We start from the raw sequence: 21,969 nt of genomic DNA, 5'->3' as shown, positions 1-21,969 counted from the left end.
CTGATTCAATCAGAACCGAAAATGCTCTGGGCACGCCGAATGCGCTGATGCCGGCTACTGCTTCGGTTGTCCGAAGTCGAGCGGCGGGAGGTCGATCTGCGGCACCTCGATCTTGACCTTGTTGAGGTCGACATCGAGCGGCTTGTCGAGCAGTCCGGTGACGACGACCGGGAACGCGATCACCAGCGCCACCATGATCGCCTGCAGGCCGATCCACGGCATTGCGCCCCAGTAGATGTCCGAGCTCTTCACTTCCTTGGGCGCCACGCCGCGCAGATAGAACAGCGCGAAGCCGAACGGCGGATGCAGGAACGAGGTCTGCATGTTGACGCAGAGCATCACGCCGAACCAGATCAGCGCGGCGTCGGGGCCGACCACCGGCGCCAGCACCTTCTGCGCGATCGGCGCGACCATCGGCAGGATGATGAAGGCGATCTCGAAGAAGTCGAGGAAGAACGCCAGGAAGAAGATGAACAGGTTGATGAAGATCAGGAAGCCCCAGACGCCGCCGGGCAGCGAGGTCAGATGGTGCTCCAGCCAGGTGCCGCCGGATACGCCGAGGAACACGACCGAGAAGCAGGTCGAGCCGATCAGGATGAAGGTGACCATGCAAGTGATCCGCATGGTGGTCTCGTAGCCCTGCTTGATCAGGTCGCGCAGGTCCGGGATCTTGACGGCCTCGAGGCAGATCCAGACCACCGCGGCGTAGGTGATCGCGAAGGCGAGCTTGAAGATCAGGTTCTCGCTGTAGAGCATCGCGATGATGGTGCCGATGCCGCCGGCGATCACGCCTGTTATCAGCACCTTGTTGCCGGTGGCGCTGAAATCCTTGTGGTGGATGGCGGCGAGCACGATGGCGCCGACCGCGCCCATGGCGCCGGCCTCCGTCGGGGTCGCAAGGCCCATCATCATGGTGCCGAGCACGACGAAGATCAGTACCGCCGAGGGGATGATGCCGAGCAGGCACTTCTTCCACAGCGCCCAGCCGGTCAGCGTGCGCGCCTCGATCGGCACCGCCGGCACATGGCTCGGCTTGAAGATGCCGAGCAGGAAGGTGTAGCCGGCGAACAGCAGGATCTGGAACACCGACGGGCCCCAGGCGCCGAGATACATGTCGCCGACCGACTTGCCGAGCTGGTCGGCAAGCACGATCAGGACGAGAGAGGGAGGGACAAGTTGCGTGATGGTGCCGGAGGCGGCGAGCACGCCCGTGATGTAGCGGATGTTGTAGCCGTAGCGGATCATCACCGGCATCGAGATCAGCGCCATCGCGATCACCTGCGCCGCCACCGTGCCGGTGATGGCGCCGAGGATGAAGCCGACGATGATCACGGAATAGCCGAGGCCGCCGCGGATCGGGCCGAACAGCTGGCCCATCGAATCCAGCATGTCCTCGGCGAGCCCGCATCTCTCCAATATCGCGCCCATGAAGGTGAAGAACGGGATCGCCAGCAGCAGCTCGTTGGACAGCACGCTGCCGAAGATGCGGCCCGGGATCGCCTGCAGGAAGTTGAGGTCGAAGAAGCCGAGATAGATCGAGAGGAACCCGAACGACAGGCCGACCGCGGCGAGCGTGAACGCCACCGGATAACCGATCAGCATCGCTACGATCAGGCCGCCGAACATCAGTGGCGGCATCATCTCCAGCGTGATCATTGAGTCGGCCTCTCATACTTCGCGTCGATGGTCACGTAGCCCTGCAGCGCGGCGATCCGCTTGATCACCTCTGAGACGCCTTGCAGCGCAAGCATCACGAAGCCGGACGGGATAACGAACTTGATCGGCCAGCGTAAGAGGCCGCCGGCGTTGCCGCTCATCTCGCCGACTGCATAGGCCTGGTAGAAGAACGGCCAGGACAGATAGGCGAGCAGGAGGCAGGCCGGGATCAGGAAGAACAGCGTTCCGATCAGGTCGAGCCAGAGCTGGCCGCGTTCGGACAGCATCAGATACATGATCTCGACGCGGACATGCTCGTTGCGCTTGAAGGTGTAGGAGGCGCCGAACATCACGAGGATCGCGAACATGTACCACTGCGCCTCGAGCCAGCCGTTCGACGAGTAGCTGAACGCGTAGCGGATCATGGCGTTGCCGGCGCTGACCAGGCACGAGATCAGCACCAGCAGGTTGCAGATGTAGCCGATCTTCTCGTTGAGTTGGTCGATGGCCTGACTTAATGCCAACAATGGGCGCATCACGATCTCCACGGTCGCGCCATCCGCGCGCCGAATATCTCTTCAAGCATCATCTGGCCGCCGCGCGCATGCGCACGGAGCCACGGCTCACTTTCAGGAGCAGTTGCAAACGTTCGTCCTCCCCCGAAATCCGCTTCAGCCGTTCTTGGCTGCCGGGGATCGTCAGCAGGAGCCGACGGAGGGCAGCGGCCTATGCTGGCCAGACTAGCGTGAAAGCTGATTCACCAAATCAGCGCCGTGGAACGCCGTCAATCGGAAAATGGACAAATTGACGCCGCGGCAAACTGTTGTCCCGCCTTGGTAATCGGGGGACAGGCCGCGCGTCGGGAGGGAGCTTGAAGACTAGCCGCCGGTCACGCTCATGTGGCGGCTGACGCTCGGACGGTTGTGGCGGCGGTCGATGATGAAATCGTGCCCCTTCGGCTTCAGTCCGATGGCCCGGTCGATGGCCGCCGCCAGCAAATCGTTGTCGGCGGAGGCACGCAGCGGCCGGCGCAGGTCGGAGGCGTCCTCGTGGCCGAGGCAGGTGTGCAGCGTGCCGGTGCAGGTGATCCGCACCCGGTTGCAGGATTCGCAGAAATTATGGGTCATCGGCGTGATGAAGCCGAGCTTGCCGCCGGTCTCGGCGACCCGGACGTAGCGGGCGGGGCCGCCGGTGTCGTCGGGCAGATCGGTCAGCGTGTAGTGTTTCTCGAGCCGCGCGCGCATCAAGGACAGCGGCACGTACTGATCGATCCGGCCTTCGCCGATGTCGCCCATCGGCATCACCTCGATCAAGGTGAGGCCCATGCCCTTGCCGTGCGCCCATTCCATCAGCGCCGGTATCTCGTCCTCGTTCAGGTTCTTCAGCGCGACCGCGTTGATCTTGACCGCGAGTCCCGCCGACCGCGCCGCCTCGATGCCCGACAGCACCTTGTCGATGTCGCCCCAGCGGGTGATGGCCCGGAATTTTACGGGGTCGAGGGTGTCGAGCGAGACGTTGACGCGGCGCACACCGCAATCGGCCAGCTCCTGGGCGAAGCGCGCCAGCTGCGAACCGTTGGTGGTCAGCGTCAATTCGTCGAGTGCGCCCGTGGTCAGATGCCGCGACAGCGAGCGCACCAAGCCCATCACGTTGCGGCGGACCAGCGGCTCGCCGCCGGTGAGGCGGATCTTGCGCACGCCCTTGGCGACGAACGCCGAGCAGAGCCGGTCGAGCTCTTCCAGTGTTAGCAGATCGGCCTTCGGCAGGAAGGTCATGTCTTCCGACATGCAGTAGAAGCAGCGCAGGTCGCAGCGGTCGGTGACGGAGACGCGCAAATAACGGATGGTCCGGCCGAACGGATCGGTCATCGGACGAAACAGCGTGTCGGAATGCGCTTGCGTGGATCCGTTCATTCAGTTCCGGCCTTGCAATCTGTTTCCTGCCTGCCGCGCCGTGATCGGCTCCGGCATCCGCAATCTATGCATGTTGGCGCGTTGTCACAATGCGTCCCAAGGGATGATCGTATGGATGATCCGCAACATGCAAAGCGATAGGCGAGGCATATCGCGCGATGCATGATCGCAATCGCGGATGTGTCTCGGCCAAATACAAAAACCCGGCTTTGGGCCGGGCTCTTGTGCAGTGCAAACGCGGTTCGGCCGCCCGCGCTAGCGCGACGGCGCGGCGGCCGGCGCCGGCGCAGCCGCGCTCGGGGCGGGGAACGCGGAGTCCGGAGCGGCGGCGGCAGGCGCCGCAGCGGCAGCCGGTTTCGGCTTCTTCTTCCGTATCGGCTTCTTCGCCGCGCGCGGCGGCGGTCCGGCAGGCTGCAGCTCGGCGAACACCGGACTCGGATCCAGCGTCGTGGTGGCCGGCGTGGTGAAGTCGCCGGGAACGCGGGTCACGGTGACCGGAACGGTCGCCGGCTGGAACTTCGGCATGTTGAAGGTGACCGAGAAGTTGGTCTCCGGCGCCGGGATCGACACGGTGCAGGGCGTCTTGCAGCCCGGTCCGAGCGAGGTCACCGCGTCGGCGCCCGGCGGGTTCGAATCCAGCTGAACCGGCATCGGCGGCGGCGCCGACTTGAACGAATCCAATGAGAAGGAGGAGCAGCCGGCCAGGCTCAGCCCGGCGGCCGCAATCACGATGATACGACGCATGATCCACACTCTACTGCGGCAATCAGCCACAATCCCCGGAGCGGACCATAGGTGCGTCGAAACAGAGGCGCAACAGCGGGGGCCCTGTTCGTTAGCGGATGGTTAATAGCAGAATCGCATGGCTGAATATTGCCTAGCGATATCAGTGTGTTGCGGAAAGTTTATGCCGCGCTCAGGCTGGCGACGGCGTCCGGCAGATCGCGCATATGGCTGATCAGCCGGTCCGGCTTCAGCTCGGTCATCGGAACGTCCGTATAGCCAAAATCGACGCCGATCACCGGGACCTGGGCGCGCCTTGCGACCCCGACATCGGGGCCGGCATCGCCGACCATGATGGCGCCGGGCAGCCGGCCGCCGGCGCGGGCCACCGTCTCGCGCAGGAACGTCGGATCGGGTTTTGCAATACCGAACGTATCGGCGCCGCAGATCGCGGCGAAGCGCTTGGTCAGGCCGAGCCGGTCGAGCAGCAGCTTCGACAGCCATTCCAGCTTGTTGGTGCACACCGCAAAGCGATGGCCCTTTGCCTCGAGCCGGTCTAGCGCGGCCTCGAGCCCGTCGAACGGGCGCGAGCCGTCGGCGATATGCTCGGCATAATAGTCGACGAAATCCGCGGTTAAGCGGTCAAGGTCACCGACGCTGACCGCGCGTCCTTCCACCTCGAGCCCGCGTTCCAGCAGCTTGCGGGCGCCGGCGCCGATCATGCTGCGCGCGGCCGCCAGCGGCACCGGCCGCAGGCCCTCGCGGTCGAGCACATGGTTCAGCGCGCCGATCAGATCGGGCGCGGTGTCGACCAGCGTGCCGTCGAGATCGAATACGACGATGGGGGGAGAGGCGGCGGACATGATGCTTTTGGCTATCGGGCCAGGCGCTGCGATGCAAGAGTAGATGTGGGCACGTCATGAGATAGGGGAGGCTGAGATGCGGGAACTTGCCGGAAAAGCCGCTTTTGTCACCGGCGCGGCCAGCGGAATCGGACTTGCGATGGCAACCGCCTTTGCTCGCGAGGGCATGAAGGTGATGCTCGCCGACATTGAAACCGGTCCGCTGGACAAGGCCGTCGATGCGCTGCGCGCAGGCGGTGCGGATGTTCACGGCGTGGTCTGCGACGTTGCCGATCCCCTAAGCGTCGATCGCGCGGCGGAGGCGTCGTTCCGCGCCTTCGGCAAGGTTCATGTCCTCTGCAACAATGCCGGCGTCGCGGCCGGCGGCGGCATTGACCCGATCTCGGTCGACGACTGGCGCTGGGTGATCGACGTCAATCTGATGGGCGTCGTGCACGGCATCAGGAGCTTCCTGCCGCACATTCGCGGGCACGGCGAGGGTGGCCATATCGTCAATACGGCTTCGATGGCCGGGATGAATGCCGGGCTTGGCTTGAGCCCGTATTCGGCGACCAAGTTCGCCGTCGTCAGCCTGTCCGAAGGGCTCGCCATGCAGCTCAGGCCGCTCGGGATCGGCGTCAGCGTGCTCTGTCCGAGCTTTGTGCGGACCCGGATCGGCGAGAGCGGGCGCAACCGCGGCGAGCAGTACGGCCCGACCCGTCCGCTCGATCCGGCAAGCCCGATGGCCGCTGTCGTCGCCGAGATCGCGCGACGCCTGGAGGCCGGTCTCGATCCGGCGTCGGTTGCAGGACATGTGCTGGCCGCGATCCGCGACGACCAGTTCTACATTTTCACCCAACCCGGGATGCGGGCCGAGGTCGAACAGCGTTTTTCGGCGATTTTGGCCGCGATGGACGCCGTTTCGGCCTAAAGACTGGCCCGCTTGCCGCTATTCCTGCCTGCAAAACGACGCTAGATATGCGCCCGCCGGGCCACCCGATGGCGGCCCGTAACGGACAACCGAGGGGCTATCGGCACGTGGACATGGACGCACTGAAACGCCAGGCGGCGGCGCGCGCGCTCGAAGAGGTGCGCGACGGCATGAAGCTCGGGCTCGGCACCGGATCGACCGCGAAGCATTTCGTCGAGCTGCTCGGCGAGAAGGTCCGGTCGGGCATGAAGGTGATCGGCGTGCCGACCTCGGAAGCGACCCGCGCGGATGCGATCCGCTGCGGCATTCCGCTGACCACGCTGGACGAGATCGACCATCTCGACCTCACCATCGACGGCGCCGACGAGATCGACCCGGCGCTCAACCTGATCAAGGGCGGCGGCGGGGCGCTGCTGCGCGAGAAGATCGTCGCGGCCGCCAGTGATCGCATGATCGTGATCGCCGACGACAGCAAATGGGTCGACGTGCTCGGCCGCTTTCCGTTGCCGGTCGAGGTGATCCCGTTCGGGCTCGCCGCGACCCAGGCCGCGATGGCGCGGGCGTTTTCAGAGGCCGGCGTATCCGGCGAAATGCTGGTCCGTCAGGGCAAGGACGGTCACGTTTTTGTCACCGATGGCGGCCACTGGATCGTCGATGCCCATCTCGGCCGGATCGGCGATCCGCCGCGTCTTGCCGGTTTGCTCAGCGTGATTCCGGGCGTGGTCGAACACGGCCTGTTCATCGGGCTTGGCAGCGTCGCCGTGCTGGCCGGCGCGCAGGGAATTCGGGTTGTTGAACGGCCATGAGGCCGCAAGCAAGGAGACTTGGAATGAATCGTTTTTCGGGACTTTTGTCGGCTGCGGCCCTGGCGGCTGGACTGGCGCTCGCACCGGCGATGGCGCAGCAGCCGCAGCTGCCTCCCATGCCCCAGGTCAAGCAGTCGACCCCCGCGGCGATTGGGTACGCCAAGGAAATCCTTCAGATGAAGAACGTGCAGGTGATGTATGCCGGCGCCGTTCCTGGAATCATCGAGAAGACCAAGACCGGTCTGCTCCAGCAATACCTCAACTACCAGAAGGACCTCAACGAGGTCGCGCTCGTCATCGCCAAGAACCTGGGTGGCAGTGAGAAGGAAATCGGCGAAGGCATGGCGCAGCTCTACGCCGCCGAGTTCACCGAGCAGGAGCTGAAGGATCTCGTGATCTTCTACAAGACGCCGCTCGGTCAGAAGCTTCTGACCTCTGAGCCCAAGGCAATCAACGATTCGCTGCAATATATGCAGCAGTGGGCGCAGCAGTTTGGCGTGATCGTCAACGCCCAGTTCAAGGCCGAGATGAAGAAGCGCGGCAAGGATATCTAAACGACGCCTCAGCATGACGGGCGTCAAGTTGAGTGCGCCGCACTATCTACGTCATTGCGAGCGAAGCGAAGCAATCCATTGTCCCACAAGCGGAGAGATGGATTGCTTCGTCGCTATCGCTCCTCGCAATGACGGCGGTGAAAGACTAGATGCCCTCAAGATGAGGGAAAGCAGTTGATCAAGCCGAATTCCGGCGATTAGAGCTGAGATTTACCATGGCCGAGTTTGACGTCGACCTGTTTGTCATCGGTGGTGGTTCGGGCGGCGTTCGTGCCGCCCGCATCGCCGCGGGTTACGGTGCGAAGGTCATGGTCGCCGAAGAGTACCGGATGGGCGGCACCTGCGTGATCCGCGGCTGCGTGCCGAAGAAGCTGTTCGTGATCGGCAGCCACGTCCACGACGAGATCGAGGACGCGGCCGGCTTCGGCTGGAGCATCGGGCAGGTCTCGTTCGACTGGGCCACTCTCGTCGCCAACAAGGACAAGGAGATCGCCCGGCTCGAGGGCGCCTACACCACCAACGTCGAGAAGTCGGGCGCACGGATCGCGAAGACCCGTGCGGTGCTTGAGGATGCCCACACCATCAGACTCGCCACCGGCGAGAAGGTGACGGCGAAGTACATCCTGATCGCGACCGGCGGCGCGCCCAATCACGGGCCGATCGTGCCCGGCATCGAGCACGTGATCTCCTCCAACGAGGCTTTTCACCTCAAGGAGCTGCCGAAGCGGATCGTGATCCAGGGCGGCGGCTACATCGCGCTGGAATTCGCCGGCATCTTCGCCGGCTTCGGCTCCGACGTCACGGTGATCTATCGCGGCGACAACATCCTGCGCGGCTTCGACGAGGACGTGCGCAAGCATGTCCGCGCCGAGATGGAGAAGCGCGGCATCACCATCATCACCGGCTGCACGGTGGCGAAGGTCGACAAGCACGGCCGTGACTTCACCACGCATCTGTCGAGCGGCTCGAGCATCGCCTCCGACCAGGTGATGTTCGCGATCGGCCGGCATCCCAATGTCGCCAATCTCGGGCTCGAGACCGCCGGCGTCGCCATCAATCCCGCCAATGGCGGCATCCAGGTCGACGGCTGGTCGAAGACCTCGGTCGACAACATCTACGCGGTCGGCGACGTCACCCACCGCACCAATCTGACGCCGGTTGCGATCCGCGAGGGCCATGCCTTCGCCGACACGGTGTTCGGCAAGCGCCCGGTCGAGGTCGACCACGCCACGATCCCGACCGCGGTGTTCTCGCAGCCGGAGGTCGGCACCGTCGGACTCACGGAAGAGGAGGCGCGGGCGCAGTTCAGCCACGTCGACATCTACAAGACCGATTTCCGCCCGATCAAGGCGACGATGTCTGGCCGCGACACCCGCGTGCTGATGAAGCTCGTGGTCGACGGCGCGAGCGACCGCGTGCTCGGCTGCCACATCGTCGGCGATGGCGCCGCCGAAATCACCCAGGCCGTCGCGATCGCCGTCAAGATGAAGGCGACCAAGGCCGATTTCGACGCCACCATCGCGCTGCATCCGACCGCTTCCGAAGAATTGGTGACGATGCGCACGCCCACCGCGCGCTACGTGCGCCAGGCGGCGGAGTAGCGGTAGCCCGCAGGCCGGCGCTGCCGTCCTGGTGTTCTCCTGGCGATGGGGAACGGGGAATGAGCCCTGCCTGACAGCCCAACGCCGCCCGCTTAAAATACATGCGGACGGCGTTGTCTCTAGCCCCAGGAAGGTTGGCAAAATCCTGATGAGTATTTGTCTGCGGAAGCGGGCAAAGGTTGCATACCTCAGAAGGGGTAGCGCGCCTCCGCAAGACCGGCGCCGACGGCCGCGCTTCGTGCCCGGGAATTAGGGCACCCTTGTTGACGTGCACATCCGCCCGGGACTTTTCCTCAGGGCCGCTTCGTGCCCTCAAATCGAACGCGGCTTCGCGCAGCGGCGCTTGTGCACAGGCGACACGCCACCGGCGCGCGGCCGTCTCGCGCACCCTGGAACCTTGCGCTATGCTGTCCGTTCCACTCTCAAACAGTTTGACGTCTCAAATTGAGGGAGCCGCGCATGAGAGGCCCAACCGAGCAGGAGATCCGGACCCGCGCCTACGAATTGTGGAAGGACGCCGGCGAGCCGCCGGGCAAGATGGATCAGCTCTGGTATCAGGCCGAAAAGGAACTGCTGGCGCGGCGGGCCACCAACGGCGAAGCGCCTTGCGACATCAACGGGCACAATGGGCCGAGTACATATCCGGAGAGGCTGAGGGGCGTGCATTGAGTGCGTCGCACGGCTGAGCTAACGAGTCCGGCAGGCTGGCCCGGACCCGGAGGCATCATGAGCGGCGCGATCGATCTTTCGCAGAAACTGTCGACATTCTCCGATCACTGGTCGCCGCGCACCGTGGCGCAATTCAACGCCTGCGACGTCATGGTCGTGAAGGTGCAGGGCGAGTTCGTCTGGCACAAGCATGACGACACCGACGACTTCTTCCTCGTGCTGAAAGGCATCCTCGACATCGAGCTGCGCGACCGCACCGTGACGCTAACGCCCGGCCAGATGTACATCGTGCCGAAGGGCGTCGAGCATCGGCCTGTCGCAAGGGAAGAGGTGCATCTGCTGCTGATCGAACCGACCGGGACGCCGAACACGGGTGACGCTGCGACGGCTGCGCCGCGGAAGGTGGTGTGAGACTGGTAGGACGGGTGGAGCGAAGCGATACCCATCATCTTGACCGCGAATCCGAGTTGAAGAGCAAAGCTCGGGCGATTCATGTCGCGAGAATGCGAATGTATGACTCACCGGCAGCGCAATACATGCGGTGTCGTCCCTTGCGAAAGCAGGGACCCATAGCCGCCGACGTCAGTTGGCTTGCAGCGCTGGAGCCACAACCTGTTTCAACAACGCAGCCCTGTGGTTATGGGTCCCTGCTTTCGCACTAGGCGGTGTGGACTCTAAGGATTCCCTTTTAGGAGCAAATCAGATTCAAGGCTGCTTTTGGGAGGCAGTCTTGGGTGTGATGGATCGTCTGGTGTTGAGCGATGCGGCTTGGGAGCGGATGGCGCCGCTGATCATAGGCCGGCCTGACCAGAAGGGCTCGACCGGGCGCGACAATCGGATGTTCGTGGAAGGTGTGCTGTGGATCGTTCGCACGGGCTCTCCCTGGCGTGATCTTCCGGAAGCGTTCGGGGATTGGAACAGCGCGTTCCGGCGCTTCAGCCGATGGAGTGCCAAAGGCGTCTGGTGGCGGATCTTCGAGGCAATGTCCGACGATCCGGACTTCGAATATCTGATTGTCGATTCCACCATTGTTCGAGCCCATCAGCATGCTGCCGGGGCCAAAAAAGGGGGTCTGAAGATCAGGCGCTTGGCCGTTCGCGCGGCGGCCTGAGCACCAAGATACATATGGCCGTTCGCGGCTTGGGATGTCCGGTACGGTTCACGATCACCGCAGGCCAGAAGGGCGATGCACCGCAAGCCGCCACATTGATCGAGGGATTGCCTGCCGAGGTTTTCATGGCCGATACGGCTTATGACGCCGATCACCTGCGCCAGGACATTGCAGCCAAGGGCGCGCTCGCCGTCATCCCCAACAACCCGTCACGCGCGCTCAAGTATCCGCTCGACAAGCATCTCTATGCCCAGCGCCATCTCGTCGAATGCTGCTTCTCAAAGCTCAAGCAATTCCGCCGCGTCGCAACCCGCTTCGAAAAGACCGCCCGAAATTACCTTGCCGTCATCACTCTCGCAGCCATCGTCCTATGGCTGCGATAACTGTCCACACCGCCTAGGGCATTTACACATCTCTTCGAGGCTAGAAAACCGACTCATCATCAAGGGGTTAGCTACTAGGCGAGAGCCGAAATCGGCGGGCGCAACCCTAGTGCAGATGAGTAAGTTCTCTGCGGTTTTCGGCCAACTCTTTGAGAAGACTCCGGAAAGACTGCGGAGGATATGTATATACGCTAGTGCTTTCGCAGGGACGACGTGTGGAAAGAGCAGCGACCTCTCATTGTGTCATCGCCCGCGCATGCGGACGATCCAGTACGCCGCGGCTTCTCGGTTCAAGATGAGCTACGCATCAGCGGTGCATCGCATCGCGCGAGAACCATCCTCATCGTCGTCCTGGCGCAGGCCAGGACCCATTACCCCAAATCTCAATTGTTGCGCGGCGCTGGAACGACGAGTCCCGACGACAACAAAGGCCGCGGCGTATGGGTCCCTGCTTTCGAAAGCAGGGACGACGCCGGAGAGTGCTGTGCTTACCCCTCCACCTCAATCCACTCCGCGGCGCCGCGCCACAGCGCATCGCGGTGGTCGCTGCGGAAGAAGCCGAGATGGCCGATCGCTTTTGCGCCGGCGTCGGCGGGACGGATCGAGATGATCTCCGGCGTGATCGACGTGAAGGCGGAGCACAGCAATTCGACCGCCGGCCGCGTTGCCCAGGTGTCGTCGGTCATGACAAGCGCGCGGAGCTTGCCCTTGAACTTCGGAAAATTCTCGCGCGCTGTCAGCGTGGCATCATCGAGCAGATAGCGCTCCCGCATCACCCAGCTCCGCCATTGCTCGAACGCGCCAATCGGCAGGTCCATGCCGACGCCGGCCCAGGCGGGGAGGTAGCCGAGCGTGCGCGCCAGCGGCAGGCCGACGCCGTTCATGAAGGCGATGACGCGGTAGCGTTCGGGCGAGGCCATCAGCTTCCAATAGGCAGCCTGCGATGCGATCAGGAGCGCGCGCGGGATCTCGGCATTGTTGGCAAGCAGCCCGAGCGCCTGGCCGCCGAAGGAGTGGCCGACATAGGCGAAGGGGAGGTTGCGGTATCGCTCGCGCATCCAGCTCACCGCCGCGGTGGCATCGAGCGAGGCCCAGTCGGCCATGGTGGCCTTGAAGCCGGCCAGCGATTTCGGCTTGTTGAGGCCGGTCGCCGCCATCGGCCGGCTATCGCCGGTGCCGCGGTAGTCGTAGGTCAGTACCGCGGCGCCGCGGCGGGCGAGGTAGCCGGCGAAACCACGATAGACCTTGCGGGGCACGGCGGTCGCCGAATTGATTAGCACGGCCTGGCGCCGCGTGCCGCGCGGGCAGGAACAACGTCGCGGCGAGCGGATAGCCGTCCGCGGCCGGCACGACGATGTCGTCGCTAAAAACGTCGTCCAGCGCGGCGGAGGCCACGGCGATTTCCCCGGCATTCATGCTATGCTCTACCAAATGCGAATTCGGATTTCCCTGCAAGGGCTTGACCAGATTGCAGGAATCCTTCTAGCGGGAAAGCGGGGGCCTGTGTATAAGCCGGGCTTTCCTCATGCCGTGATTAAGTCGCGGTTTTTGCTCAGGAGTTGACCTCATGTCCGAGCGGTGGACACCCGATAGCTGGCGCGCCAAGAAGGTGCTGCAGGTGCCCGATTATCCCGATGCCAAGGCATTGGCCGATGTCGAGGCCCAGCTGGCGACTTTTCCGCCGCTGGTGTTCGCGGGCGAGGCGCGCAGCCTGAAGAAGGCGCTGGGGCGGGTCGCCGCCGGCGAGGCCTTCCTGCTGCAGGGCGGCGACTGCGCCGAGAGCTTTGCCGAGCACGGCGCCAACAACATCCGCGACTTCTTCCGCGTCCTGTTGCAGATGGCGGTCGTGCTGACCTATGCCGGCGCGCTGCCGGTGGTGAAGGTCGGCCGGATCGCCGGCCAGTTCGCCAAGCCGCGCTCGTCGCCGACCGAGAAGCAGGGCGACGTCGAGCTGCCGAGCTATCGCGGCGACATCGTCAACGACATCGCCTTCACCCCGGAAGCGCGCATTCCCGATCCGCAGCGCCAGCTGATGGCTTATCGGCAATCCGCCGCGACGCTGAACCTGCTGCGCGCGTTCGCCACCGGTGGTTTCGCCAATCTCGGCAGCGTGCACCAGTGGATGCTCGGCTTCCTGAAGGATTCGCCGCAATCACGCCGCTACAAGGAGCTGGCCGACCGCATCTCGGATGCGCTGAACTTCATGCGCGCCTGCGGCCTCGATCTCGAGAGCCATCCCGAGCTGCGCGCCACCGATTTCTACACCAGCCACGAGGCGCTGCTGCTCGGCTACGAGCAGGCGATGACGCGGGTCGATTCCACCACCGGCGACTGGTACGCGACCTCCGGCCACATGATCTGGATCGGCGACCGAACCCGTCAGCTCGATCACGGCCATGTCGAATATTTCCGCGGCATCAAGAACCCGATCGGCCTGAAATGCGGCCCGTCGCTGAAGCCGGACGAACTGTTGAAGCTGATCGACATCCTCAATCCCGACGATGAGCCGGGGCGCCTCACCCTGATCAACCGGTTCGGCGCCGACAAGGTCGGCGACCATCTGCCAGGCCTGATCCGCGCCGTGCAGCGGGAAGGGCGCAAGGTGGTGTGGTCGTGCGATCCGATGCACGGCAACACCATCACCTCGACCTCGGGCTACAAGACGCGGCCGTTCGATCGCGTGCTGTCGGAGGTGAGGTCGTTCTTCCAGATCCACGCTGCTGAAGGCACCCATGCCGGCGGCGTGCACCTGGAGATGACCGGACAGGACGTCACCGAATGCATCGGCGGCGCGCGCGCCATCACCGATGAGGACCTCAACGACCGCTACCACACGGTCTGCGATCCCCGTCTTAATGCCGAACAGTCGATCGACATGGCCTTCCTGATCGCCGAACTCCTGAAGCAGGAGCGCGCCGGCAAGGTCAAGCCGATGCCGGCCGCTGCGGGGTTGTGATTGGGGCTGTGGCTTGGGCAGGCAGTGACTTGGACTTGGGGGCCGTGACTTGTTGAGGTTCTGGCGAGCCACCATCAACTCGCGCAACGGGCTGGCATTCGCCATTCGCTCGGAGCAGGCGATTCGCGAGGAGGTGGTGGCGCTGGCGCTGTCGCTGCCGCTGGCCTGGCTGGTCGGCGCCACCGTGATGCGCCGGGTCGAATTGGTCGCGACCGTGGTGCTGGTGCTCGTCATCGAGCTGCTCAACACCGCGATCGAGAAGCTAGCCGATCGCCTGACCATGGATCACGATCCGCAGATCGGGCGGGTCAAGGACATGGGCTCGGCCGCGGTCGGCGTCGCGCTCGTCATGGCCGGGCTGTTCTGGCTGTTCGCCCTCGCTGAACGCATGGGCGCGTTCTGATTCCCGAGCATGATCCGGAAACGTGGGACCGGTTTTCCGATCAGATCATGCTCAAAAGAAGCTCCCGCCGGTCATGGCGCGATTTCTGCAATCGCACCATGACTGGAAGGTGATTGAAGTTTGCTGTTGTGCAGGACAACTTAAGCGTATGAGCGAACAACAGATCAAGATTACCCTGGCGCAACTCAATCCGACGGTCGGTGACGTCACCGGCAACGCCGCGAGGGCGCGCGCCGCGCGCGAGAAAGCCAAGGCCGACGGCGCCGACCTCGTGGTGCTGTCGGAACTGTTCATCGCCGGCTACCCGCCGGAGGATCTGGTGCTCAAGCCGGCGTTCCAGTCGGCCTGCCGTGCCGCGATCGAGGAACTGGCGCGCGAGACCAGGGATGGTGGCCCAGCGATGCTGATCGGCACGCCGTGGGTCGAGGACGGCAAGCTCTACAATGCCTGCGCGCTGCTCGACGGCGGCCGCATCGCCGCGCTGCGCTTCAAGGCCAATCTGCCGAATTACGGCGTGTTCGACGAGAAGCGGCTGTTCGCGCGCGGCCCGGCGCCGGGCCCGGTGACGGTGCGCGGCGTGCGTATCGGCGTGCCGATCTGCGAGGACATCTGGCTCGAGGAGTCCGAAGAATACGAGAACGTCGTCGAATGTCTCGCCGAGACCGGCGCCGAGATTCTCGTGGTGCCGAACGGCTCGCCCTATGCCCGCGACAAGGCCGACCTCAGGCTGTCGATCGTCGTCGCGCGCGTCACTGAGAGCGGGCTGCCGCTGGTCTATCTCAACGAGGTCGGCGGCCAGGACGAGCTGATCTTCGACGGCGCCTCGTTCGCGCTGAATGCCGATCTTTCCGTCGCGGCGCAGCTTCCGGCGTTCGAGGAGAACATCACGACGCTGACCTGGCGCAAGACCGCCGACGGCTGGCGCTGCAACGGGCCGATCACGGCGCAGCTCGAGGGCGACAAGGCCGATTACGCGGCCTGCGTGCTCGGTCTGCGCGACTATGTCCGCAAGAACGGTTTTCCCGGCGTGCTGCTCGGCGTCTCCGGCGGCATCGACTCGGCGCTGTGCGCGGCGATCGCGGTCGATGCGCTCGGCGCCGACAAGGTGCGCGGCGTGATGCTGCCGTTCCGCTACACCGCGCAGGTGTCGCTCGACGATGCCGCCAAGCTCGCCGCGGCGCTCGGCATCCGCTACGAGATCCTGCCGATCGCCGATGCCGTGAACGGCTTCGAGACGATTCTGGCGCCGGTGTTCAAGGGGCTGGACCGCGACATCACCGAGGAGAATTTGCAGGCGCGCGCCCGCGGCACGCTGTTGATGGCGATCTCCAACAAGACCGGCGCCATGGTGGTGACCACCGGCAACAAGTCGGAGATGTCGGTCGGCTACGCCACGCTGTACGGCGACATGAACGGCGGCTTCAATCCGATCAAGGACATCTACAAGACCGAGGTGTTTCGCCTGTCGAGCCTGCGCAATGGCTGGAAGCCGGACGGCGCGCTCGGGCCGTCAGGCGAGGTGATCCCGGTCAACATCATCATCCGGCCGCCGACCGCCGAGTTGCGCGAGAACCAGACCGACCAGGATTCGCTGCCGCCCTACGACGTGCTGGACGCGATCCTCGAGCGGCTGGTGGAGCGCGAGGAGCCGCTGGCGACCATCATCGAAGCCGGCTTCGACCGCGACGTGGTGGCCCGGGTCGATCGCCTGCTCAACATCGCCGAATACAAGCGGCGGCAGGCGGCGCCGGGGGTGAAGGTGACGCGGAAGAACTTCGGCCGCGACCGCCGCTATCCCATCACCAACCGCTTCCGCGATTTCGGCAAGGCGCTGCCGGCGCCCGACGAGACGCTGGTGGCGCGCACCTCGCGCGCGTCGGCGGAAGCGTTCGAGGGCTGAACTCTTCTTACCGCTTGGGAATGAAGGTCGGGCCGACGGTGCGGATCTGGCCGTCGCTCGCCGGCGCGGCCGGTGCCGCGGCGTCAGCGGCGGCGGGCTGCTGTTGAGCTGCGGCTGCGGGCGCGCCCTTCTTGCCGGCGGCGGCCTTGGTCTGGGCGCGCTGCTGCATCTTCCGCGCGCTCTCCTCGGTGACGATGATGTCACCCTGCTGCTCGGCGGACGCCTTGTCGTCGACCGCCTTCAGCGCCTCGGCCCAGCTCTGGCCGGCCGGCTTGCAGGAGCAGGACGGATTGAACTCGGTGCGGTACTTGAAGGCGTTCGGCAGCGACGAGTAGGACACGCCGCTGATCGAGACCGCCTGGTTGATGTCCTCGCCGGGATTTCGGTAGGTGAACAGGCTGGCATCCGCGGCAGGGCACTGCGCCTTGCAGATCTGCTCGTCGGCGGCGAAGCGCGCCTGCACGGTCGCGAACGAGATCGGGAAATAGGCGCCGTCGCAGGTGCGGACGCAGACGGTGCGGAAGGTGCCGGACTGGGCGCCATACTGCGCATCGGGCGGGGGCAGCGGATTGTTGGGATTGCCGCCGCCACCGCCGCCGAACAGGTTCTCGAGGAAGTTGCCGGGGCCACGCGCGGCCGCGGCATATTGCGGGCCGCAATTATTCTGCGCCAGAGCGGTCAGGACCGAACGGCGCTGGTTCTCGCGGTCGGCGCCGCCGAGCCCGCCCGAGCGCAGCCGCTCGAGATTGGCGGTGATCTGGTCGAGATTGGCGCGCATCTGCTGGATCTGGGTGTTGACCGGACCGCACTGCGCCGAATTGTTGTTGAAGAGCGAGAAGAATCCGGAGCTGTCGCAGCCCATGCGCCGGGCCTGCGCCGTCACGCGATCGAGCTCGCCCTGCTGGCGGGTTGCCGCGTCCTGATAGCGGCGGATCTGCTCGTCCTTGGCCGGGTCGCCGGAGCCGCCGCCGCGGTCGATCGCCGCCAGCTGGCCTTCGAGCCGGCCGCACATCGGATTGGCCTGCGGATTGGGCTGTGGCGCGCCTTGCGGAGCCGGACCGGGCGGGCCGGGCGGCACTTGCGCCAGGGCATGCATGGCGGGCAGGGACATGCCGGCCAGCACGGCGCAACTCAGAAACCAGCGGGAGAAGCGAGAACGGGAGCTATTGGGCATATCCGGCCATTAAAACGACGCCGCGCGGCGATCAACGCCAAAGCGCGCGGGCAAGGCCGCTGCAATAGCCGTTTCTCGGGGCAGCGTCACGTCGTTTCCGGGGCGCCGGTGTGGCAATAACCCCGTCTGGCCAGCGGCTTGGCTCAGCGCTGGCAGGTGATGGCGACGAATTCACCACAGCTGTTGCCGTTGCATTTTTCATTCGCGGCGTGCGGAACCGCACCGGTGATCTCGTCGGGATCGACGCGGCGGTAATTGGTGGCCTGCGCAAAATCGCGTGACCGGCAATAGGCGCGGGCGGCGGAGGCACCGCAGCGATCGCCGCGGGCGAGGCACTGGTCGATGCCGTAGCCGTCGGCCTGGTTGGCGACGATGAAGACGCGGCTGTCGGCCAGCGCGGCCGAGGAAACAAGGAAGGACGGAGCAATAAAGAGCGTGCAGGCAATCAATGCTGAAACAGGCCGCATGGTGCACCAGTGAAAATGGCGGGGAATCCGCAAGCGACCGGATACGCCCAAATCCTTAATAATGATTAACCATGAGGGCGTTGACGTGATTTCGGTGCGGAGCGGGTGGCTAACCGCCCGAAAACAGCCCCTTGACGCAATAATGGGGCCGTGAGACATGGTGGAACCATGAACGGCCACCTCGCCATCTGCAGCATTTGCCGCGAGATTATGAGCTAGCGATTCGCTGGCTGAGGCCGTCTTTTCTCAACACATGAGAGCATTGGACCGCCCGGCCGCAAGGGAACGGTTTCCATGGATTTGCGCCTCTACGATACGCTGACCCGGGAGAAGCGGCCGTTTGTGCCGCTCGATGCCGACAACGTCCGCATGTATGCCTGCGGACCGACGGTGTACGACTTCGCCCATATCGGCAACGGCCGCGCCGCCATCGTTTTCGACGTGCTGTTTCGCGTGCTGCGCCATCGCTATGGCGCCGATCACGTGACCTATGTCCGCAACGTCACCGACGTCGACGACAAGATCAACGTCCGCGCCGCGCGGGATTATCCCGGCGTGCCGCTGAACGAGGCGATCCGCAAGGTCACCGAGCAGACCTATCAGCAATATCAGGACGACGTCACGGCGCTCGGCTGCTTGCCGCCGACCGTGCAGCCGCGCGCGACCGAGCACATCCCGGAGATGCGCGCGATCATCGAGAAGCTGGTTGCCGGCGGCTTTGCCTATGTCGCCGAGGATCACGTGCTGTTCTCGCCGCAGGCGATGAACGCGGCCAACTCGATGTTGCCGCGTTACGGCGCGCTGTCGAAGCGTTCGCTCGACGAGATGATCGCCGGCGCCCGGGTCGATGTCGCGCCCTACAAGCGCGACAACACCGATTTCGTGCTGTGGAAGCCGTCGAAGCCGGGCGAGCCGTCATGGCCGTCGCCGGCAGGCATCAAGGTCGAGGGCCGGCCCGGCTGGCACATCGAGTGCTCGGCAATGGCCTGGAAGCATCTCGGCGAGAAGTTCGACATCCATGGCGGCGGCATCGACCTGGTGTTCCCGCATCATGAGAACGAGCTCGCCCAGACCTGCTGCGCGTTCCACTCCGACCGCATGGCCAATGTCTGGATGCACAACGGCTTCCTGCAGATCGAAAGCGAGAAGATGTCGAAGTCGCTCGGCAACTTCTTCACGATCCGCGATCTGTTGGCCGATCGGCCGGGCGAGGTGCTGCGGCTTGCCATGCTGAAGACGCATTATCGCTCGCCGCTCGACTGGACCGCCAAGGCCACCGAGGAGGCCGCGAAGACACTCGACGACTGGTACGCGGTCGCGGCCGACGCCGATCCCGGCGCGCCGTCGCCGGCGATGGTCGAGGCGCTCTACGACGACCTCAATACGGCGCAGGCGATGGCCGTGCTGCACGGCCTGCGCGGTGCTGCGTCGAGCAGCGAACAGAGCCGCAGGGAGTTTGCCGGCTCGCTCCGGCTGCTCGGCTTCCTGTCGGAGAGCGCGGCCGCGTGGGAGGCCCGCAAGCAGCAGGCGAGCGGTGTCGATGCCGCCGCGGTGGAAGCACTGATCACCGAGCGCACCGCGGCGCGGGCCCGCAAGGACTTCAAGGAGTCGGATCGGATCCGCGATCAGCTCGCCGCGATGGGCGTGGCGATCAAGGACGGAAAGGATGCCGAAGGAAAGCCGATCACCACCTGGGAGGTCGCGCGATGAGCCGCTCCGCGCCCGCCTTGCGCCCGTATCTGCCCGACGACGCGCCGCTGCTGGCGGCGATCTTCGCGGCCTCGATCATGGACCTGACCGGCGACGACTACAGCGAGGCGCAGCAGGAAGCCTGGGCGATGGCCGCCGACGACGAGGCGGCCTTCGGCAAGAAGCTCGCCGGCCAGCTCACGCTGATCGCGACCTTGCAGGGCGCCCCGGTCGGTTTCGCCTCGCTGAAGGGCGCCGATCTCATCGACATGCTCTATGTGCATCCGAGCGCGGTCGGGCAGGGTGTCGGCAGCGCGCTGTGCGATGCGCTGGAGAAGATCGCGAGCGCCCGCGGCACCAAGACCCTGAAGGTCGATGCCAGCGACACCGCGCTGGAATTCTTCCGCAAGCGCGGCTACGTCGCCCAGCAGCGCAACTCGGTCACTATCAACGACGAGTGGCTCGCCAACACCACGATGCAGAAGCAGCTCGATGGTGTCGCGACCCCGGGAGGCCACGCGTGAGCCGCGAGCGCCTCTATCTGTTCGACACCACGCTGCGCGACGGCGCGCAGACCAATGGCGTCGACTTCACCCTGCAGGACAAGCAGGTGATATCAGGCATGCTCGACGCGCTCGGCATCGACTATGTCGAGGGCGGCTATCCCGGCGCCAATCCGACCGACACCGAGTTCTTCAGCAAGAAGCCTGCGTTCGACCACGCACGCTTCACCGCCTTCGGCATGACGCGGCGGCCGGGCCGCTCGGCGTCGAACGATCCCGGGCTTGCCGGCATCCTCGAGGCCAAGGCGGACGCGATCTGCTTCGTCGCGAAATCCTCCGCCTACCAGGTCCGCGTCGCGCTCGAGACCACGAATGAGGAGAACCTCGCCTCGATCCGCGATAGCGTCGCGGCCGCGAAGGCGCTCGGCCGCGAGGTGATGGTCGACTGCGAGCATTTCTTCGACGGCTACAAGGAGAACCGCGACTACGCGCTCGCCTGCGCCAAGGCGGCCTATCAGGCCGGCGCCCGCTGGGTGGTGCTGTGCGACACCAATGGCGGCACCATGCCGCATGAGATCGAGACCATCGTCGGCGAAGTCATCAAGCAGGTGCCCGGCGCCCATCTCGGCATCCACGCCCATAACGACACCGAGCAGGCGGTGGCGAATTCGCTCGCCGCGGTGCGGGCCGGCGCGCGGCAGATCCAGGGCACGCTCAACGGCCTCGGCGAGCGCTGCGGCAACGCCAACCTCTGCTCACTGATCCCGACCTTGAAGCTGAAGCAGGAGTTTGCCGACAAGTTCGAGATCGGCGTCACCACGGAGAAGCTGGCGACGCTGATGAAGGTGTCGCGCACGCTCGACGACATGCTGAACCGCGCGCCCAACCGCCATGCGGCCTATGTCGGCGAAAGCGCATTCGTCACCAAGACCGGCATCCATGCCTCGGCTGTCATGAAGGATCCGCAGACCTATGAGCACGTGCTGCCGGATTCCGTCGGCAACCACCGCAAGGTGCTGGTGTCCGATCAGGCCGGCCGCTCCAACGTGATGGCCGAGCTCGACCGTGCCGGCATCGCCTATGACAAGAGCGATCCGCGGCTGACGCGGCTGGTCGAGGAATTGAAGGAGCGCGAGGCCGCGGGCTTCGCCTATGAATCAGCCAACGCGTCGTTCGATCTCTTGGCGCGCCGCACGCTCGGCAAGGTGCCGGAATATTTCAAGGTCGAGCAGTTCGACGTTAATGTCGAGCAGCGCTACAACGCTAACGGCCAGCGCGTCACCGTGGCGCTCGCGGTGGTGAAGGTCGATGTCGACGGCGAGCGGCTGATCTCGGCCGCCGAAGGCAACGGCCCGGTCAACGCGCTCGACGTCGCGCTGCGCAAGGACCTCGGCAAGTACCAGAAATATATTGATGGCCTGAAGCTGATCGACTACCGCGTGCGTATCCTCAATGGCGGCACCGAGGCGGTCACGCGCGTCTTGATCGAAAGCGAGGACGAGACCGGCGAGAGCTGGACCACGGTCGGCGTCTCGCCCAACATCATCGACGCCTCGTTCCAGGCGCTGATGGATTCGGTATTCTACAAGCTGGTGAGGTCAGGCGTGCAGGCGTGAGTGATTGAGCCGTCATTCCGGGGCGATGCGAAGCAGCGAACCCGGAATCCCGATATTCCGGGTCTGGTCCTT

The 21,969-nt window shown here is 64.9% G+C and carries 20 protein-coding genes and 1 pseudogene; 13 read left to right on the top strand and 8 right to left on the bottom strand.

The genetic code is table 11. The annotated features are described in order from the left end of the window. Positions 1-54 precede the first annotated feature (54 nt). The 5 genes from J2R78_RS40720 to J2R78_RS40700 all read right to left on the bottom strand — a co-directional run bounded on the left by J2R78_RS40720 (position 55) and on the right by J2R78_RS40700 (position 5,155). On the bottom strand, positions 55-1,656 hold the full coding sequence (locus tag J2R78_RS40720) for a TRAP transporter large permease subunit (protein WP_253609181.1): 1,602 nt from the start codon (positions 1,654-1,656) through the stop codon (positions 55-57). Then, positions 1,653-2,192, bottom strand: coding sequence for a TRAP transporter small permease subunit (locus J2R78_RS40715; protein ID WP_028334243.1), 540 nt, complete (start codon positions 2,190-2,192; stop codon positions 1,653-1,655). The genes J2R78_RS40720 and J2R78_RS40715 overlap by 4 nt, the downstream gene beginning before the upstream one ends. 342 nt (positions 2,193-2,534) lie before the next feature. Beyond that, complete coding sequence (moaA, locus tag J2R78_RS40710; RefSeq protein ID WP_168858324.1) at positions 2,535-3,569, bottom strand: GTP 3',8-cyclase MoaA; 1,035 nt, start codon at positions 3,567-3,569, stop codon at positions 2,535-2,537. A gap of 255 nt (positions 3,570-3,824) precedes the next feature. Continuing rightward, a complete protein-coding gene (locus tag J2R78_RS40705; protein WP_253609180.1) occupies positions 3,825-4,313 on the bottom strand; it encodes a PEGA domain-containing protein in 489 nt (162 codons plus the stop codon). Positions 4,314-4,474: 161 nt separating this feature from the next. Then, positions 4,475-5,155: an HAD hydrolase-like protein gene (locus tag J2R78_RS40700; RefSeq protein ID WP_076826449.1), complete on the bottom strand. Its 681-nt coding sequence runs from the start codon at positions 5,153-5,155 to the stop codon at positions 4,475-4,477. A gap of 76 nt (positions 5,156-5,231) precedes the next feature. Between J2R78_RS40700 and J2R78_RS40695 the strand changes: the two genes are divergently transcribed. From J2R78_RS40695 to J2R78_RS40665, 7 genes are all read left to right on the top strand, one after another. After that, positions 5,232-6,065 carry an SDR family NAD(P)-dependent oxidoreductase gene (locus J2R78_RS40695; protein ID WP_253609179.1) on the top strand — a complete coding sequence of 278 codons (834 nt, stop codon included), beginning with the start codon at positions 5,232-5,234 and terminating at the stop codon, positions 6,063-6,065. Between the two features lie 107 nt (positions 6,066-6,172). Next, positions 6,173-6,871, top strand: a complete 699-nt coding sequence (gene rpiA, locus J2R78_RS40690) for a ribose-5-phosphate isomerase RpiA (protein ID WP_156436204.1) — start codon at positions 6,173-6,175, stop codon at positions 6,869-6,871. A gap of 23 nt (positions 6,872-6,894) precedes the next feature. Continuing rightward, positions 6,895-7,425: a DUF2059 domain-containing protein gene (locus tag J2R78_RS40685; protein WP_057017260.1), complete on the top strand. Its 531-nt coding sequence runs from the start codon at positions 6,895-6,897 to the stop codon at positions 7,423-7,425. A 215-nt stretch (positions 7,426-7,640) separates the two neighbouring features. Continuing rightward, positions 7,641-9,026, top strand: coding sequence for a glutathione-disulfide reductase (gene gor, locus J2R78_RS40680; RefSeq protein WP_253609178.1), 1,386 nt, complete (start codon positions 7,641-7,643; stop codon positions 9,024-9,026). A gap of 459 nt (positions 9,027-9,485) precedes the next feature. Then, positions 9,486-9,695: a DUF2934 domain-containing protein gene (locus J2R78_RS40675; protein ID WP_057017262.1), complete on the top strand. Its 210-nt coding sequence runs from the start codon at positions 9,486-9,488 to the stop codon at positions 9,693-9,695. A gap of 57 nt (positions 9,696-9,752) precedes the next feature. Further along, complete coding sequence (locus tag J2R78_RS40670; protein WP_057017263.1) at positions 9,753-10,106, top strand: cupin domain-containing protein; 354 nt, start codon at positions 9,753-9,755, stop codon at positions 10,104-10,106. A gap of 319 nt (positions 10,107-10,425) precedes the next feature. After that, positions 10,426-11,189, top strand: a protein-coding gene (locus tag J2R78_RS40665; protein ID WP_092083899.1) for an IS5 family transposase whose coding sequence is annotated in 2 segments (ribosomal slippage) — positions 10,426-10,761 and positions 10,764-11,189 — 762 coding nt in all. Because the reading frame shifts where the segments join, the coding sequence is not laid out codon by codon here. A gap of 488 nt (positions 11,190-11,677) precedes the next feature. Here J2R78_RS40665 and J2R78_RS40660 read toward each other — a convergent pair. Beyond that, a pseudogene (locus J2R78_RS40660) lies at positions 11,678-12,605 on the bottom strand (alpha/beta fold hydrolase). Between the two features lie 151 nt (positions 12,606-12,756). Between J2R78_RS40660 and J2R78_RS40655 the strand changes: the two are divergent. The 3 genes from J2R78_RS40655 (at position 12,757) to J2R78_RS40645 (ending at position 16,448) form a co-directional block, all read left to right on the top strand. After that, on the top strand, positions 12,757-14,145 hold the full coding sequence (locus J2R78_RS40655; RefSeq protein ID WP_028334252.1) for a class II 3-deoxy-7-phosphoheptulonate synthase: 1,389 nt from the start codon (positions 12,757-12,759) through the stop codon (positions 14,143-14,145). Positions 14,146-14,194: 49 nt separating this feature from the next. Further along, positions 14,195-14,548 carry a diacylglycerol kinase gene (locus J2R78_RS40650; protein WP_028334253.1) on the top strand — a complete coding sequence of 118 codons (354 nt, stop codon included), beginning with the start codon at positions 14,195-14,197 and terminating at the stop codon, positions 14,546-14,548. 148 nt (positions 14,549-14,696) lie between these two features. Then, positions 14,697-16,448, top strand: coding sequence for an NAD+ synthase (locus J2R78_RS40645; RefSeq protein ID WP_057017264.1), 1,752 nt, complete (start codon positions 14,697-14,699; stop codon positions 16,446-16,448). A gap of 7 nt (positions 16,449-16,455) precedes the next feature. Here the strand turns inward: J2R78_RS40645 and J2R78_RS40640 are convergent, their stop codons facing one another. Further along, the gene (locus J2R78_RS40640; RefSeq protein WP_375167093.1) at positions 16,456-17,622 is read right to left on the bottom strand and encodes a DUF2865 domain-containing protein; all 1,167 of its coding nucleotides are present in this window, start codon (positions 17,620-17,622) and stop codon (positions 16,456-16,458) included. Between the two features lie 143 nt (positions 17,623-17,765). Further along, entirely contained in the window at positions 17,766-18,089 is a 324-nt protein-coding gene (locus J2R78_RS40635) for a hypothetical protein (RefSeq protein WP_253610037.1), read from the bottom strand. A gap of 294 nt (positions 18,090-18,383) precedes the next feature. On the opposite strand from J2R78_RS40635, the gene cysS reads away from it, so the two are divergent. Genes cysS through cimA form a run of 3 tightly spaced genes read left to right on the top strand, consistent with a single transcriptional unit; the run spans position 18,384 to position 21,897 of the window. Further along, positions 18,384-19,799, top strand: coding sequence for a cysteine--tRNA ligase (gene cysS, locus J2R78_RS40630; RefSeq protein ID WP_253609176.1), 1,416 nt, complete (start codon positions 18,384-18,386; stop codon positions 19,797-19,799). After that, on the top strand, positions 19,796-20,302 hold the full coding sequence (locus J2R78_RS40625) for a GNAT family N-acetyltransferase (RefSeq protein WP_141340545.1): 507 nt from the start codon (positions 19,796-19,798) through the stop codon (positions 20,300-20,302). Before cysS ends, J2R78_RS40625 begins: the two co-directional genes overlap by 4 nt. After that, entirely contained in the window at positions 20,299-21,897 is a 1,599-nt protein-coding gene (gene cimA, locus J2R78_RS40620) for a citramalate synthase (RefSeq protein ID WP_253609175.1), read from the top strand. Before J2R78_RS40625 ends, cimA begins: the two co-directional genes overlap by 4 nt. Positions 21,898-21,969: the final 72 nt, after the last annotated feature.

Source organism: Bradyrhizobium sp. USDA 4538 (genome assembly GCF_024171045.1).
Classification (GTDB): domain Bacteria; phylum Pseudomonadota; class Alphaproteobacteria; order Rhizobiales; family Xanthobacteraceae; genus Bradyrhizobium; species Bradyrhizobium australafricanum.
This window is presented reverse-complemented; position numbering and strand designations above follow the sequence as displayed.

Bases quoted from the DNA above. Each gene is read 5' to 3' on its own strand.
- J2R78_RS40720 (WP_253609181.1), bottom strand. From the start codon at position 1,656: ATGATCACGCTGGAGATGATGCCGCCACTGATGTTCGGCGGCCTGATC.
- J2R78_RS40715 (WP_028334243.1), bottom strand. From the start codon at position 2,192: ATGCGCCCATTGTTGGCATTAAGTCAGGCCATCGACCAACTCAACGAG.
- moaA (WP_168858324.1), bottom strand. From the start codon at position 3,569: ATGAACGGATCCACGCAAGCGCATTCCGACACGCTGTTTCGTCCGATG.
- J2R78_RS40705 (WP_253609180.1), bottom strand. From the start codon at position 4,313: ATGCGTCGTATCATCGTGATTGCGGCCGCCGGGCTGAGCCTGGCCGGC.
- J2R78_RS40700 (WP_076826449.1), bottom strand. From the start codon at position 5,155: ATGTCCGCCGCCTCTCCCCCCATCGTCGTATTCGATCTCGACGGCACG.
- J2R78_RS40695 (WP_253609179.1), top strand. From the start codon at position 5,232: ATGCGGGAACTTGCCGGAAAAGCCGCTTTTGTCACCGGCGCGGCCAGC.
- J2R78_RS40685 (WP_057017260.1), top strand. From the start codon at position 6,895: ATGAATCGTTTTTCGGGACTTTTGTCGGCTGCGGCCCTGGCGGCTGGA.
- gor (WP_253609178.1), top strand. From the start codon at position 7,641: ATGGCCGAGTTTGACGTCGACCTGTTTGTCATCGGTGGTGGTTCGGGC.
- J2R78_RS40675 (WP_057017262.1), top strand. From the start codon at position 9,486: ATGAGAGGCCCAACCGAGCAGGAGATCCGGACCCGCGCCTACGAATTG.
- J2R78_RS40670 (WP_057017263.1), top strand. From the start codon at position 9,753: ATGAGCGGCGCGATCGATCTTTCGCAGAAACTGTCGACATTCTCCGAT.
- J2R78_RS40655 (WP_028334252.1), top strand. From the start codon at position 12,757: ATGTCCGAGCGGTGGACACCCGATAGCTGGCGCGCCAAGAAGGTGCTG.
- J2R78_RS40645 (WP_057017264.1), top strand. From the start codon at position 14,697: ATGAGCGAACAACAGATCAAGATTACCCTGGCGCAACTCAATCCGACG.
- J2R78_RS40640 (WP_375167093.1), bottom strand. From the start codon at position 17,622: ATGCCCAATAGCTCCCGTTCTCGCTTCTCCCGCTGGTTTCTGAGTTGC.
- J2R78_RS40635 (WP_253610037.1), bottom strand. From the start codon at position 18,089: ATGCGGCCTGTTTCAGCATTGATTGCCTGCACGCTCTTTATTGCTCCG.
- cysS (WP_253609176.1), top strand. From the start codon at position 18,384: ATGGATTTGCGCCTCTACGATACGCTGACCCGGGAGAAGCGGCCGTTT.
- J2R78_RS40625 (WP_141340545.1), top strand. From the start codon at position 19,796: ATGAGCCGCTCCGCGCCCGCCTTGCGCCCGTATCTGCCCGACGACGCG.